This is a genomic window from Brevibacillus sp. (assembly GCF_003521185.1).
GTDB classification, from domain to species: Bacteria; Bacillota; Bacilli; order Brevibacillales; family Brevibacillaceae; genus Brevibacillus; species Brevibacillus parabrevis.
On sequence record NZ_DOTK01000029.1, the window covers coordinates 43,596 to 57,418 of the forward strand.

Consider the following 13,823-nt stretch of genomic DNA (forward strand, 5'->3'; position numbering starts at 1 on the left):
GAAAAACCGGGGTTAGCTCCCCGGTTGCACAGATGCGATCCATTCCAATATGGCTTTTTTTCCTTGGGCAATACAATCCGGCACACCTACACCGTCGTAGGATGCCCCTGCCACCATGACCCCCGGCAGGCTGGCTTTCAGCTTTTGTTTCACGTCCCGCACCCACGCCTGATGTCCGACTACATATGGAATCGCGTTTTGCAGACGGGTGACACTGTAAAACTCCGGCTCTTGACGGATGGTCATGATCTTGCGCAAATCGCGCAGCACAACTTCCAGAATCTCTTCGTCGGTCATCTGCATAAAGGCTTGCTCTGTCGCTCGCCCGACGAAGCTTCTCAAGAGCGCCTTGTTGTTCGGCACCATGTGCGGCCATTTCCGATGCGCCCACGTACACGCCGTAATCGTCGCACCGGAGTGGCGCGGCACGATGAAGCCTGTCCCTTCCATCCCCAGCTCGATCCCGCTCTCCGGAAAAGCCATGGCAATCGTCGCTACCATGTGCGGCTTGGCGTTCTCCAGTGCCGCAACATTGGCAAAAGGCCGCAGCAAAGGCTCCGAGACAGCGTGGGGTACGGTGAACAAAACGGCGTCTGTCTCAAGCAGCTGACCGTTTGTCAAAGCGAGCGCATACTTGCCGTCTGGCCGTTTTTCCAGCTTGGTGACACCTGTGCCTTTCAGCAACGCTTCACTAGGCAAGCTTTTTTCAATGCCTTCCACCAACGATTGCAATCCGTTCGCAAGCGTCAGGAAAATGCCTTTTGGCTTGCCAGGTGCTTTCGACTGCGGGCGCGAATGCTTCATCGCGAGAATCAGGCTGCGGTGCTGCTTTTCCATTTGCGCGAACTGCGGGAAGCTCGCCAGCAAGCTGAGGTGGTCGAGATCCCCGGAGTAGACGCCTGACAGAAGCGGAGAAATGAGGTTGTCGATCACTTCATCCCCCAGCCTGCGCCGGAAAAATTCGCCTACGGAAATATCCGCATCGCCTTTGGAGGCAGGCAAAATCAAGTCGGCTGCTGCGCGGATTTTGCCTGGCCACGAGATCAGGTCTGTCGTCACAAACGGCATCAGCTTGGTCGGCACCCCCATCACGGCGCCTTCCGGAATCGGCTGCAAGCGATTTTTGTGCCAAATGTAAGCCTGTCCGGTGCTGTTGCGCACCAGTTCATGCGCAAGCCCCAAATCGGCTGCCAGCTCGCCTGCGCTCGTTTTCCGCTCCAAAAACGAATCCGGTCCCAGCTCGATGACAAAGCCTTCGTGCCGCCACGTCTTGATCTTTCCGCCCAGGTGATCCTGCTGTTCGAGCAGCTGATAGGAAATCGGCAGCCCTTTTGCTTCGATCTCTTTTTGCAAGTAAAAAGCAGCGGTCAATCCGGTGATGCCGCCGCCAACAATCGTTACATGATAAGATTTCTCGCTCATGTGATCAATCCCCTAGTTCGCCAGCTTTTTCCCGATCGCATCAGCCAGACAGGAAATAAACGCAGGTCTGGCGTTAGGCATCGGAGGGCGATGGTAGTGAACACCCAGCTCTTCCGTTACTGCCTTGCATTCCATATCATTGTCAAACAACACTTCGAGGTGCTCGGCTACGAACCCGACCGGACAATAGACGAACGACTGGTAGCCGTGCTCTTTGTACAAATCTCTCGTCAAATCTTGAACGTCTGGCCCAAGCCACGGCTCTGGCGTGTTGCCCGCACTCTGCCAGCCGATAGCATAGCGGGAAATTCCGGCCTGCTCGGCAATCAGCTTGGCTGTATCCTCCAGTTGCTGCGGATAAGGATCGCCAGACTTCAAGATTTTTTCCGGGAGACTGTGGGCAGAGAAGATGACGACGGCTTGTCCGCGTTCTTCTTCCGGCATCGAGGCAAACGTACCCGCAATCGCTTTTGCCCAGTATTCAATGAAACCCGGTTCCAAATACCAGCTCTCGATGCTCTCGATTTTCGGGCCTTGGATCGATTCGGAATGCTCCTGCGCTCTGCCGTTGTACTCTTTTACGCTGTAGCTGGAGTAATGCGGAGCGAGAACCAGACTTACCGCCTCTTCAATACCGTCTCGCTTCATCTGCTCGACAGCATCCTCGATGAACGGGGCAATATGCTTCAACCCCAAGTATCCGACAAACTCCCGATCGGGATAACGCTTGTTCAGTTCCGCAGTCAGCGCTCGCACCTGCTCGTCCGTAATATCCGCAAAACGGTTCAGCCCATCTACCGCCTCATAGCGGGCTCTCAAGTCGTCAAGCAGTTCTTGCGGCGGTTTGCGGCCGCGGCGAATGTGCGTGTAGTATGGTTCGATTTGCTCAGGGCTGCGCGGCGTTCCATACGCCATCAGCAAAAGCCCTGTTTTTGGCTTCAACATTTCCAACCCCTCCTGGTCACACGTCCCGTTTGTAGCTATGAATGAACGCGGTCAATTTTTGCAGCGTTTCTACCTTGGCGTCAGGGAATACACCGTGCCCCAGATTGAAAATGAAACCTGGCTGTTTTGTACCTTCGTCGAGAATCTCTTTCGCTTTTGCTTCGAGCTTCTCCCAAGGAGCAAGCAGCAGCGTCGGGTCGAGGTTGCCCTGGAGCGTTTTGGTCACACCCATATTGCGCGCTGTCGTGATGGAAGTGCGCCAGTCCAGACCGACGACATCCACAGGCAAGCGGTTCCAATCCAGCAAAAGATGACCCGCACCGATTCCGAAGTAGATGGTCGGCACTCCTGTTTCTTTCAGCGCTTGAAAAATCCGGGTCATGACAGGCGTTATGTACTCGCGATAATCTTCGTCGTTCAACGCGCCTACCCATGAGTCAAACACTTGAACCGCTTGCGCCCCGGCCTTGATTTGCGCCTTCAGGTACGTGATCGTCAAGTCGCCGAGCTTCTCCATCAGCGCCTGCCAAGCCGCTGGTTCCGTGTACATGAAAGCTTTGGTCTTGTGATAATGCTTGGAAGGGCCGCCCTCGATCATGTAGCTGGCAAGGGTGAACGGCGCTCCCGCAAAACCGATCAGCGGAACAGACAACTGCTCGCGCAACAGCTTGATCGATTCCAAAATATACGGCACGTGCGTTTCCGGCTCCAGGTCGAGCAGGCGCTGCACATCCGCCAATGACTCAATCGGATTGGCAATCACCGGGCCAATTCCCGACTCGATGTTCACGTCGACACCAATCGGTTTTAGCGGGGTCATGATGTCCGCGAACAAAATGGCGGCATCTACGCCCAACTGGTCTACAGGCAGGCGTGTCACTTCTGCGCACACTTCCGGTATGTAATTCATCTCAAAAAAGGTATACTTCGCGCGAATTGCGCGGTATTCGGGCTGGTATCGTCCCGCCTGGCGCATGTACCAGACAGGGACATGCTCTGTCGCCTCCCCGCGGCATGCTTTCAAAAACGTATCGTTAAATGGTTTTGAAGTCATGAATAATCCTCTCTTTGCACAATAATCTGTCCCATCAATATGATACCACTGGGCATTCGACAAGTAATGACTCTTTTGTGTCAAAATCTTTTCGTTTCGCGCTTTCCAATCCTATCCACCATTGTTGCCAAACTTCTTCTATTGAATGCGGATATCTCCCGTAGAAGTCTTGACATACACCTTCGGCCCCGCTGTTCCGAGCGTTCCTTTCATGTAATACCTGTCTTTTTCCTCGTAGGACATCCCTTGCCAGCCAGCCTCGATCGTTCCCGTATCTGTGGAAAGTTCCAGTTGCGCCTTTTCCGGCTGCTTTTCCACTTCCATCCGCACATCGCCCGTATCGGTCCGAATTGTCGTATTTTGCGTCAACTCAGGCAAAATCAGCTTGTCGATGTCTCCTGTGGCCGTGTCGATCGTTACAGCGGCGCGGATTCCGGCAAGCTGCATATCCCCCGTGTCGGTCTGTATGTCCAGACGCTCACCCGCGAAGCCGTTCAACTCCAAATCACCCGTGTGAGACGCGATGTCGGCTTTTCTCGCAGTCAACGCCCCGCTGGTGATATTGCCTGTGTCGGTTTTCAAGCGAATGCTCTCATACTGCTTTTCCGGCAGCGTGACTTCCAGCTTCAAGTCGTCGTTGCCTATATAGAAAAGGCTGACGCGCAGCTTTTCCTGAACGTACACCACAAGCGTCCCGTCCGGCCTTACTTCGCTCGTAAATTGCAGGCGATCTTTTTGCATCTCGGCAACTTCTCCGACGAGCCGCACAGTCGCTTTCTCTACTTTTGCCGGCGTAATGACCAAATCTGCGGTGCCTGTGCTCACATCCACTGCCTTGAAATCTTGCTCAATCGTTTGCTGCTGCTCGACTTTTTTTAGCGAGAAGGCGAAATATTCTTGCTTGGAAAACAGCCAAACAAGCCCGCACACCCCGATGATAAACAGCAGAAAGCTGATGCCGAACAGCTTTTTTCCCCAATTTTTCATCTTATTTCCCCCTGATCATCTGCACGTTAAATTGCAGATACTTTAGGAACATGCTGTAAATCCACTTGGTGAAGCGCAGCAAGCCTACCGTGAGCATTCCTCCCAGTCCGACCGATACAAGGCTGCCAAACAAGAGCAAGAGCCGTTCCTGCGACGGTTCGGGATACCCGTATTCCATCAAAATGCCAAACGGTGCCACCAAAAGCGAGAAGGAGACGGCATAGCAGGCGATCAACACGCCGATCAAGCCAAAAAACGGCCCGAGGACAAACAGCAGATTGAAAAAGCCCAGACTGATCGTGGCGAGAATGGCTCTGGACATATTGCTTACCGATGCGTTGGACTGCGCCTGATCAATCCGGTAGCCGGCCAAAAGCTCTCTGGCAATCGTTTTTGGGCTGCCCAGGCTTTCCGCAATTTCATGCTCACTTTTTCCTTGCTTGATCCCGATCAAAAAATGTTCGGTATAATCAGCCAGGATGTCCAGACGCTCTTTGTCAGGCAAATCGCCAAGCAACGCGCCCAGCTCATCCATAAACTCACGTCTTGTCATACCCCAGTCCCTCCTCTATCATTTCGTTGACCCCGCGGTTGAATATGCGCCACTCCAGCACGAGATCATTCATGTAGCGTCTTCCCTGCTCGGTCAGCCGATAATATTTTCGTGGCGGCCCTTCTTGCGATTCTGTCAGATAGGTTTCAAAAAAGCCCTCCAAAGTCAATCGGCGCAGCAAAGGGTAGACGGTCCCTTCCGCAATATGAAACTTCTCGGAGATGCTCGCGACCAGTTCATATCCGTATCTGTCGCGTTTGGCGGTCAACACGAGAACACACAGCTCCAGGACACCTTTTTTAAACTGTACGTTCATTGTCCATCACCCATGTCAAAGCTTACCAAATTGCTACTGTATATTGCAAGGTACTTTATGATAGAAAAGACAGGGAAGTGAACATCTTCCCTGTCTGATCCGTCACAACCTTTATTTTACTTCGACAATACGTCCTTCTACTTTCGGATTGACCACTTTGCGCTTCATCAATCCTTCTTCCACGATGCTGTACATGGACAAGCCTGTGTTGAAGAACGGCTTTTTAAAGGACTCGTAGCCATCGCCGCCAGCTGCCAGGAAGTCGATAGTCGCTACTTTGTAAGTTTTGGTCAGGTCAAGCGGCTTGTCGCCTACCTTCACTTCCAGGACGCGCTCGCCAACCGGTTTTGTCGGGTTGTAAGTAAAGCTCATGCCGCTGATTTGCGGGAAGCGTCCTGCTCCTGTGCCCACTTGGCTCACGCCGTTTTCCAGCGCCTGCTTCAGCTCTTCTCCCGTCACTTCCACAACAGACAGTGTGTTGTTTTCAAATGGGAGCAGCGTGTACAGGTTTTTCTTTGTAATGTCTCCAGCCGGAAGCTGTGTACGGATACCGCCGCCGTTTGCCAGCGCTACATCCGCTTCATGTCCTTTGATCGACTTCGTGCGCTCCAGCATGATATCGGTAATCAGGTTACCTACGTTGGTTTCCTTCGCGCGTACAAGCGTGCGGTCGCCGTCCAGCGGAACCTCGGATTTTGCAATGACCACATTCATGACGGAATCAATTTTCTTCACAATTTCCTGAACCATTTTGTCAACTTCCGGATCGGCAACGACAGTTTCATCGTATTCTTTCAAGCCGCCGCTGAATGCAACCAGCTCTTTGCCCAGGTAGTACAGGTCAGCGCGTCCCAAAGACTTGCCGTATTCCCAGTCTTGAACGATGTATGTGCCGTTGACCAGCTCAGGCTCTTTCAGTGGCGTATGGGAGTGGCCGCCGACGATCAGGTCGATGCCAGGAACGTTTTTCGCGATTTCGCGGTCCACATCTACCCCGATATGGGAGACGACGATGACGTGATCGACTTCTTTTTTCAGTTGCGGCACAACTGCTTTTGCCACTTCAACCGGGTTCTTGAAGGTCAGACCCTTCACGTTGTCAGGGTGAGTCAAAACAGGAGTGTCTTCAGCCACAAAGCCGACAAACGCGAATTTTTTGCCGCCGATTTCAGCCTTGAAGGTTGGCAGCAACAGCTCTTTGCCATCCGCTTTGAACACGTTCGCGGAAATGACCGGATGTTCCAGCATGTCGCGCAGTTTCAGCAAGTGCTCGTAGCCGAAGTCAAACTCGTGGTTGCCCGCTGCCATCACATTGTAGTCGAGGCTGTTCAGGATTGGAACGACGGATTCGCCCTTGAACTGGTTGACGAATACGGTTCCTTGGAACGTATCACCTGCATCCAGCAAAAGGAAGTTGTTGTTTTCCGCACGCCATTCTTTCAGCAAGGTGGCGATTTTAGCGAAGCCAAATTCTTTTTGGCTTTTGTCTTCCTGAATGTGTCCGTGCGTATCGTTTGTGTGAGCGATGGTTACGTGTGTCGTCGCAGCGTCACCCAACGCCTGGAAAAACTCTCCGCGCGTCACGTTCGCCTTGTTTCCGAAAGTGACTTTGTAGCCCAGCTTTTCAGCCATTTGCGTCAGTTTTGCAGAAGTGACCACTTGCGTCGGATTTTTGAAGTCGTCCTGGGATACTGCCCCTTGGCCTTTTGCCCAGTCCAGGTAAGGAGTTGCCCAGTGCGCGCCTTTTGCTGCCGCACCGATTTGAGCGCCTTTGAGTTTGGAGAATACAACGGTTGCCTCTGCGAGCGTTACGGTACGATCCAGAGCCAGGTCGCCGTTTTGGCCTGCTGTTACGATCGCTTTTTTCACCATCCAGTCCACGTGTTTGACAGGATGCAGTGGCGCTGCGAGTGCGGAGGACGACAGCAACGATGCGAAGACAACCGATGCAAACGCCATCATGGTAATGCGACGTGCTTTTTTCATAGGAAATTCCCCTCTCATCTATGTATGCAAAAAGATAGGATAACGCTTCCATTATAGCAAAATTTGCTAGGCTGATGGTGCAGATTTGCTGTTTTTTCCGACAAAATCGGCTATGGCTTCTGACAGTTGCTCCGGCGCTTCCAGCATCCCCATGTGTCCGGCATCAGGCAACAACCTATGAACCACATGACTTCGTTCCACAGTGAACGTTTTTTCTACCGGAATGATCTGGTCTTTTGCCCCTGCAACCAAAAGCACAGGCAGCGCTGTCTCTTGCAAAACGCGATTGCGGTCCAGGCGATCTCGCATCGCATAAAGCGTTTGAATCGCGCCAACTGGACTGGTGGCGAACCCGATGTCTTTTGCGGTTTGGACCTCTTGCGTGAGTGAAGCGACGTGATCAGGTGCAAACAGCTTGGGCACAAGCGCTTTGATAAACGGCTCCATCCCGTTTTCGCGAATGCTGTCGGCTCCTTTGTTGCGATTCGCCTTGGCCGCTTCGTCATCCGGGAACGGCGTGGAGTGAATCAGCCCGAAGCTTGCCAGCTTGTCCGCGTGCTTTTCAGCAAAAGCGAGTGTCACATAGCCGCCGAGCGAATGGCCGAACAGATGGAATTTCGCAAGCCCTGCTGCTTCCGCCCAAAGCGCGATGTCCTCGGCAAACCGTTCCATGGAATAAGGCTCGTCCGGAGCAGCGCTGTGGCCGTGTCCCCGCAAATCAACAGCCAATACACGGTGAGTGCGGGACAACAACGGGATCAGCTTGTCCCAGTAGCGCGAGCTGCCGCAGAAGCCGTGCAAGAGAACGACCGCTTCCCCTGTGCCCTCCTCTACATAGGCGAGCTTGACTCCGTTTGTCAGTTGAATTTCTTTTTGCATGTGCATCGCTCCTTGGTGATTGGTTCAGCCTGCCCGCTTGCCAGTTGCCAGCGCTGACTGCAACGCTTGAAAAAACAGCCTCCTCCAGGCCATCTGTTCCACTTCATTTACTAGATGGGTCAAGCACTCCAACGCTACCCGAAATGCTTGGAAATCCGCTTCAATGCCTTTTTCAAATGCTTGCGACGGCACAGCAGCACTTTTTCGATAAACCGTTTTTCTGCCCGTGTCAACAAGCCCTTGGGTACTCGGCGAATTGCTTTTTTGAGCTTTCCTTTGGGCAAGGACTGGATTTTCTTGACCATTTTTTCCAGTTGCTTGCGGTTGTCGCGGGTAAAGCGCTTCAGCCCTTTGGGAATGCGCTGTTTTTTCTTTTCGCCGGAATGCAGGCAAAACTTGTAGGCTTTTTTGCAGGAAAACTTTTTCCTGGCGCGGCGCAGATTCCATTTAGTAGGATTACCAAACAAGGAAATCCCATGATCGATTCCGTACCATTTGTACTTCTTCCACGACTTTTTCTTGTGCAGAATCAGGTTGCGGTTGGAGCGATCCGGGTTGAGAATCCAGGCGTCAAAAGCGACGAGCCGCGCCAGCTTTTTGGCGCCTTTGATATGCTTGTGCGGTTTTTTCAGCCATTTCTTTTTGACCTTTTTCCAGTGGATCACTTTGCTGCCTTTGCCCTTGATGGAAATAATTCCACGCTTGATCCGGCCGTTTGGCCCGCGCACATGGGCTTGCATCACTTTTGCGACAGGCACCCCGAGGCTTTTCGCCAAATGCGCGGCGATGTACTCGTTTGCTACGAGAATGCGGTAATTTTTGCGATGATGCCGATATACGGTCGATTTGAAGTATCCCTTGCGTCCTTTGCGGCTTTTGACCTTCCAGATCAGCCGGCCGTACCGTTTACGCAGGCGCTTCCGATAACGCCATCTCAATCTCACCACCTGTACACCTCGTCCCTGTTTTTTAACAGTATACGAATTTGGGTGCAGAATGGTGAAATCAAAAGGAACATCTCCTCGCCAAAAAGCAAAAAGAGGTGTTGTTCCCTTGTCGCTTAGCGGAGCGGAATGAAAATTTCGTACGTGTTCTCCGCTCTTTGCCGGGGATGCACGGAAGGAATGAAGCGCTGGTCGTACCGTTCCATGCGCAAAGCTTGCGGATCGACCTGGTGGCCGTGTGCGTCAAGCCAGCCAAACAACTGACGGTACGTGTCCTGCACCGTCTCCATCGGTCCTGCATGGGTGAAGCGGGCGTACGTTCTGGCTGGCAGCGTGAACCCGACCATGCCAGGAGGAATTTTTTCAAAGCCTTCTACCTCTACCACGATATACTCGGTATACATTTGGTACGTCTGGTTCTCGTCACTGATGTCATAGCGCACGTCGGGCTGCACCATAAGCGGAATCTCCCCTTGTCGCTGCAAAAACGTTTCCCACAGCTTGGGCATGTGCTCGATCAACATGGAAAACGAGCCGGAAAAGCTGAGTCCTACCACGTGTTTTTCTGGCACCTGTACAATTGTTCCTTCCATGACTCCACCTCGCTCTTTTTTGCTCCCCTCGTATTCTCATCCGTTGTGGCAATATCCTGCTTCTTCCAGCCGATCTTTACAAAAAAACTAAAAAAACACCTCCTGCGCAGTTGCAGAAGGTGTCTCTCTCTTGTTTATTCAGCTTCCAGCGCCTTTTTCATAGCGCGGTAGCTCGCTTCAATCGTCCGTTCAATGTCCTCTTCCGTATGTGCCAAGGAAACGAACATCCCTTCAAACTGGGACGGCGGGATCATGACGCCTTCTTCCAGCAAATAGCTGAAGTAAGCCGAGAAGCGGTCCAAATCAGCTGTTTTCGCCGTCTCGTAGTTGATGACTGGCGTATCGGTAAAGAACAGGCATACCATGGAGCCAACCCGGTTGAGCGTGTGCGGGATACCCAGCTTGCGCGCATTTTCTGCCAGTCCCTCACCCAATCGCGCAGACAGCTTTTCCAAATACTCGTAAGCACCTGGCTTGCTCAGCTCTTGCAAGGTAGTCAAGCCTGCCGCCATCGCCAGCGGGTTGCCGGACAGCGTTCCCGCCTGATAGATCGGTCCTGCCGGGGCAATCTGCTGCATGATTTCCCGTTTGCCGCCGTACGCTCCCACCGGAAGACCGCCGCCGATGACTTTGCCCATCGTGGTCAGGTCAGGCGTGATGCCGTACAGTTGTTGAGCGCCGCCAAGCGCTACACGGAAGCCTGTCATGACTTCATCGAAAATGAGCAACGCGCCGTATTGCTTGGTGATTTCACGCAGCCCCTCCAAAAAACCGGGCTGTGGCGGCACTACGCCCATGTTGCCTCCGATTGGCTCGACAATGACCGCAGCCAGATCGTCGCCAAAATGCTCGAAAGCGAGCTTGACGCTGTCCAAATCGTTGTATGGCACTGTGATTGTATTCACAGCGGTTCCTTCTGGCACGCCCGGACTATCCGGCAAACCGAGCGTCGCTACGCCAGAACCGGCTTTGATCAGCAGACTGTCGGCATGGCCGTGGTAACAGCCTTCGAACTTCATGATTTTGTTGCGCTTCGTGTAGCCGCGGGCGAGACGCAGAGCGCTCATCGTCGCTTCTGTGCCCGAGTTGACCATGCGCACAACTTCCACGGATGGAACCAGCTCACATACGAGCTTCGCCATCTCGGTTTCGCGCTCTGTCGGAGCACCGAAGCTGGTTCCGAGCGCAGCGACTTCCGTAATCGCCGCCAGCACGCGCGGATGCGCATGACCGAGAATCAGCGGTCCCCACGAGCCGATATAGTCGATGTAGCTGTTGCCGTCCACATCAAAAATGCGGGAGCCTTCCCCTTTTTCAATGTAGACAGGATTGCCGCCCACACTCTTGAACGCCCGCACCGGGCTGTTCACTCCACCAGGTATGTAATGCTGTGCTTCTGCAAACAACTGAGTCGATTTTTCTCTCATCATCTTTTGCTCACCTCGCCAGCCATTTTGCTACATCTTTGGCATGATACGTAATAATCAAGTCTGCGCCAGCCCGTTTGAAGCCAAGCAGCGCCTCCATTACGATGCGCTCTTCATCAATCCAGCCGTTGAGGGCTGCCGCTTTGACCATGGAGTATTCGGCACTCACGTTGTAGGCGACGATCGGCAGGTTGAAGTTCTCGCGCAGGCGCAGCACCATGTCCATGAAAGCCAGACCTGGCTTCACGATCAAAAAGTCTGCCCCTTCTTTTACATCAGAAGCCGCTTCTCGCAGTCCTTCCCGTGCGTTTGCCGCGTCCATCTGGTAGCTTTTGCGATCGCCGAATTGCGGTGTCGAACCAGCGGCATCGCGGAATGGGCCGTAGAAGGCGGAAGCGTATTTCACTGCGTAGGACATGATCGGAATATGGGAAAAGCCTGCTTCATCCAAAGCTTCGCGGATCGCAACGACAAATCCGTCCATCATGTTGGAAGGAGCGATGATGTCAGCGCCCGCTTTTGCCTGGGAGACCGCTGTTTTTGCCAAAAGCTCAAGCGTCTCGTCGTTGACGACTTCGCCATTGTGAATGACGCCGCAATGACCGTGGTCCGTGTACTCACACAGGCACGTATCGGCAATCACGATCATTTCCGGGTGGGCTTCCTTGATCTGACGGATGGCTTGCTGCGTAACCGCATCGTCGTTGTACGCCTCTGTCCCGCAAGCGTCTTTGTGCTCCGGCACCCCGAACATCAGCACGGACTGGATTCCCAGCGCCACAATCTCTTTCATTTCTTCCGCCAAAACATCCAGAGAGAACTGGTACACGCCTGGCATCGAAGCAATTTCATTTTTGATGCCGGTTCCTTCCACGACAAACAAAGGATAAATCAGATCTTCCAGGTGAATGTGATTTTCTCGTACCAGATTGCGCATAGCCGCGCTTTGGCGCAGACGGCGATGACGGTCAAATGTAAGTGCCATGTCAATTCCCTCCCAGATTCTCTAGTAAAGCTTCTAACAGTCCATCCACCGTGTACTCGCTCGCGACCACATCGACAACAAGCCCGTTCTGTCTGGCTGTATCAGCTGTGATCGGACCGATGCAGGCGATCCGCACCTGATCGAGCCAGCCTGGGGTCGCATAAGGCGACATCGCCTGGATGAAGTGAGTCACGGTAGACGAGCTGGTAAACAAGATGACATCAATGCGGCCTTGCTGCAACTCTTTTGCCGCTTCCGGCGCAAGCGATGCGTCGATGACCGTATGATAAACGTCCACCTCTGTCACCGCAAGCCCTCGTTCTTGCAATTCGGCTGGCAGCGCTTTGCGGGCAATGTCCGCTCGCGGCAGCAAAACACGCTGGCCAGGACGAAGCTGTTCGTGCAAACTGGCGAGCAATCCCTCGGCTACGTAGTCGGAAGGGATCACGGCAACCTCAAGACCGTGGCTGGTCAGAGCCTGAGCCGTCTTGGGACCGACTGCGGCAATCCTCCCTGCGAATGCTTGAAGACCGACTTCCAGCTGCTGCATCCGATCCAGAAAAAAACGCACGCCATTGACACTCGTAAAAATGACCCACTCATAGCTGGACAACTCGGCGATGGCTTCATCCAGCCTCGCATTGTCCGCAGGCGGGATCATTTTCAGAAGCGGAAAGGCATAAGCCTCTCCGCCCAAATGTTCGATTTTGTCCACCAGTTCCTGAACCTGGCTTTTGGCGCGCGTCACCATGATCTGCTTGCCTGTCAGCGGCCCGCGCGATCCGACGGCTGTCATTCCTGGTTCTCCCGCAAAACTTGTGCGAGCACCTCGCCCGCTCCTTGCGCGAGCAGCGCTTCCGCCACCTGAACGCCGAGCGCCAGCGCATCCGTGCCTGTCGCCGTGTTTTTGAACAGCTGTTTTCCATCCGGCGAGCCGACCATGCCTGTCAAAGTGATCTGCTTCGCCTCATCCACGGTCGCATACGCCCCGATCGGAACTTGACAGCCGCCTTGCAGCTTGTGCAGGAAGCTGCGCTCGGCTGTAACAGCCAGACGCGTAGGCTCATCATCAAGCTGTTTCAACAGGGCCAGCGTCTCTTCATCATCTGCGCGGCATTCGATGGCGAGCGCACCCTGTCCGACAGCTGGCAGGCTGATTTCCACGGGCAAATATTGCGAAATGTTTCCCGCATACTGGACGCGTTCCAGACCCGCTGCCGCCAAAATGATCGCATCGAAGTTGCCTTCTTCCAGCTTACGGATGCGCGTATCAATGTTTCCACGCAGCGACTCGATCTGAATGTCCGGGCGATGCGCGAGAATTTGCGCACTGCGGCGCAGACTGCTGGTTCCGACCAGCGCCCCCTCCCGCAGCTCATCAAGCGTTTTTCCATCCAGGGAAAGCAGGACGTCCCGCGGGTCAACGCGCTTCGGAATCGCCCCGATCACGAGTCCTTCCGGCAATTCGGCTGGCATGTCCTTCAAGCTGTGCACCGCCAAATCCGTTTCCTTGTCGTACAAAGACTGTTCGATTTCTTTGACGAACAAGCCTTTTCCGCCCACCTTGGACAGAGTAACATCGAGAATCCGGTCGCCTTTTGTCACAATCTCATGCAGTTCAAAATCAGCTTCCGGCGCGATTTCCTGCAGTTTCGCTACAACCCACTTCGTCTGGGTGAGCGCCAGCTTGCTGCGCCGCGTACCCACTTTCCATTTTCCCATGACAGCCTCC

At 53.7% G+C, this 13,823-nt stretch carries 14 protein-coding genes; all 14 read right to left on the reverse strand.

Annotation, left to right across the window (positions count from 1 at the left end; genetic code table 11):
• Nucleotides 1–12: 12 nt before the first annotated feature.
• The 14 genes from hemY to hemC all read right to left on the reverse strand — a co-directional run bounded on the left by hemY (nt 13) and on the right by hemC (nt 13,813).
• A complete protein-coding gene (gene hemY / locus DEP07_RS07010; RefSeq protein WP_287102302.1) occupies nt 13–1,422 on the reverse strand; it encodes a protoporphyrinogen oxidase in 1,410 nt (469 codons plus the stop codon).
• A 12-nt stretch (nt 1,423–1,434) separates the two neighbouring features.
• Nucleotides 1,435–2,367, reverse strand: a complete 933-nt coding sequence (gene hemH / locus DEP07_RS07015) for a ferrochelatase (RefSeq protein WP_287102303.1) — start codon at nt 2,365–2,367, stop codon at nt 1,435–1,437.
• A 16-nt stretch (nt 2,368–2,383) separates the two neighbouring features.
• A complete protein-coding gene (gene hemE / locus DEP07_RS07020) occupies nt 2,384–3,421 on the reverse strand; it encodes a uroporphyrinogen decarboxylase (RefSeq protein WP_122964249.1) in 1,038 nt (345 codons plus the stop codon).
• A 138-nt stretch (nt 3,422–3,559) separates the two neighbouring features.
• Nucleotides 3,560–4,408 (reverse strand): DUF4097 family beta strand repeat-containing protein, encoded by an 849-nt coding sequence (locus DEP07_RS07025; RefSeq protein ID WP_122964250.1) that lies wholly within the window; start codon nt 4,406–4,408, stop codon nt 3,560–3,562.
• 1 nt (nt 4,409) lies between these two features.
• Nucleotides 4,410–4,961 carry an HAAS signaling domain-containing protein gene (locus DEP07_RS07030; RefSeq protein WP_122964251.1) on the reverse strand — a complete coding sequence of 184 codons (552 nt, stop codon included), beginning with the start codon at nt 4,959–4,961 and terminating at the stop codon, nt 4,410–4,412.
• Nucleotides 4,948–5,277, reverse strand: coding sequence for a PadR family transcriptional regulator (locus DEP07_RS07035; protein ID WP_122964252.1), 330 nt, complete (start codon nt 5,275–5,277; stop codon nt 4,948–4,950). Before DEP07_RS07035 ends, DEP07_RS07030 begins: the two co-directional genes overlap by 14 nt.
• Before the next feature lie 111 nt (nt 5,278–5,388).
• Entirely contained in the window at nt 5,389–7,263 is a 1,875-nt protein-coding gene (locus tag DEP07_RS07040) for a bifunctional metallophosphatase/5'-nucleotidase (RefSeq protein ID WP_287102304.1), read from the reverse strand.
• Between the two features lie 66 nt (nt 7,264–7,329).
• Entirely contained in the window at nt 7,330–8,142 is an 813-nt protein-coding gene (locus tag DEP07_RS07045) for an alpha/beta fold hydrolase (RefSeq protein ID WP_287102305.1), read from the reverse strand.
• 134 nt (nt 8,143–8,276) lie between these two features.
• The gene (locus DEP07_RS07050) at nt 8,277–9,086 is read right to left on the reverse strand and encodes a HipA family kinase (protein ID WP_229049887.1); all 810 of its coding nucleotides are present in this window, start codon (nt 9,084–9,086) and stop codon (nt 8,277–8,279) included.
• Nucleotides 9,087–9,202: 116 nt separating this feature from the next.
• On the reverse strand, nt 9,203–9,679 hold the full coding sequence (locus tag DEP07_RS07055; RefSeq protein WP_122964256.1) for a GyrI-like domain-containing protein: 477 nt from the start codon (nt 9,677–9,679) through the stop codon (nt 9,203–9,205).
• Between the two features lie 134 nt (nt 9,680–9,813).
• A complete protein-coding gene (gene hemL / locus DEP07_RS07060) occupies nt 9,814–11,109 on the reverse strand; it encodes a glutamate-1-semialdehyde 2,1-aminomutase (RefSeq protein ID WP_217022412.1) in 1,296 nt (431 codons plus the stop codon).
• 7 nt (nt 11,110–11,116) lie between these two features.
• Entirely contained in the window at nt 11,117–12,091 is a 975-nt protein-coding gene (gene hemB / locus DEP07_RS07065; protein ID WP_063230142.1) for a porphobilinogen synthase, read from the reverse strand.
• 1 nt (nt 12,092) lies between these two features.
• The gene (locus tag DEP07_RS07070; protein ID WP_122964258.1) at nt 12,093–12,887 is read right to left on the reverse strand and encodes a uroporphyrinogen-III synthase; all 795 of its coding nucleotides are present in this window, start codon (nt 12,885–12,887) and stop codon (nt 12,093–12,095) included.
• Entirely contained in the window at nt 12,884–13,813 is a 930-nt protein-coding gene (hemC, locus tag DEP07_RS07075; protein WP_122964259.1) for a hydroxymethylbilane synthase, read from the reverse strand. The genes DEP07_RS07070 and hemC overlap by 4 nt, the downstream gene beginning before the upstream one ends.
• Between the last annotated feature and the right edge of the window lie 10 nt (nt 13,814–13,823).

Excerpts from the sequence above, each read along its gene's own strand:
- hemY (WP_287102302.1), bottom strand. The coding sequence starts at position 1,422 with ATGAGCGAGAAATCTTATCATGTAACGATTGTTGGCGGCGGCATCACC.
- hemH (WP_287102303.1), bottom strand. The coding sequence starts at position 2,367 with ATGTTGAAGCCAAAAACAGGGCTTTTGCTGATGGCGTATGGAACGCCG.
- hemE (WP_122964249.1), bottom strand. The coding sequence starts at position 3,421 with ATGACTTCAAAACCATTTAACGATACGTTTTTGAAAGCATGCCGCGGG.
- DEP07_RS07025 (WP_122964250.1), bottom strand. The coding sequence starts at position 4,408 with ATGAAAAATTGGGGAAAAAAGCTGTTCGGCATCAGCTTTCTGCTGTTT.
- DEP07_RS07030 (WP_122964251.1), bottom strand. The coding sequence starts at position 4,961 with ATGACAAGACGTGAGTTTATGGATGAGCTGGGCGCGTTGCTTGGCGAT.
- DEP07_RS07035 (WP_122964252.1), bottom strand. The coding sequence starts at position 5,277 with ATGAACGTACAGTTTAAAAAAGGTGTCCTGGAGCTGTGTGTTCTCGTG.
- DEP07_RS07040 (WP_287102304.1), bottom strand. The coding sequence starts at position 7,263 with ATGAAAAAAGCACGTCGCATTACCATGATGGCGTTTGCATCGGTTGTC.
- DEP07_RS07045 (WP_287102305.1), bottom strand. The coding sequence starts at position 8,142 with ATGCAAAAAGAAATTCAACTGACAAACGGAGTCAAGCTCGCCTATGTA.
- DEP07_RS07055 (WP_122964256.1), bottom strand. The coding sequence starts at position 9,679 with ATGGAAGGAACAATTGTACAGGTGCCAGAAAAACACGTGGTAGGACTC.
- hemL (WP_217022412.1), bottom strand. The coding sequence starts at position 11,109 with ATGATGAGAGAAAAATCGACTCAGTTGTTTGCAGAAGCACAGCATTAC.
- hemB (WP_063230142.1), bottom strand. The coding sequence starts at position 12,091 with ATGGCACTTACATTTGACCGTCATCGCCGTCTGCGCCAAAGCGCGGCT.
- DEP07_RS07070 (WP_122964258.1), bottom strand. The coding sequence starts at position 12,887 with ATGACAGCCGTCGGATCGCGCGGGCCGCTGACAGGCAAGCAGATCATG.
- hemC (WP_122964259.1), bottom strand. The coding sequence starts at position 13,813 with ATGGGAAAATGGAAAGTGGGTACGCGGCGCAGCAAGCTGGCGCTCACC.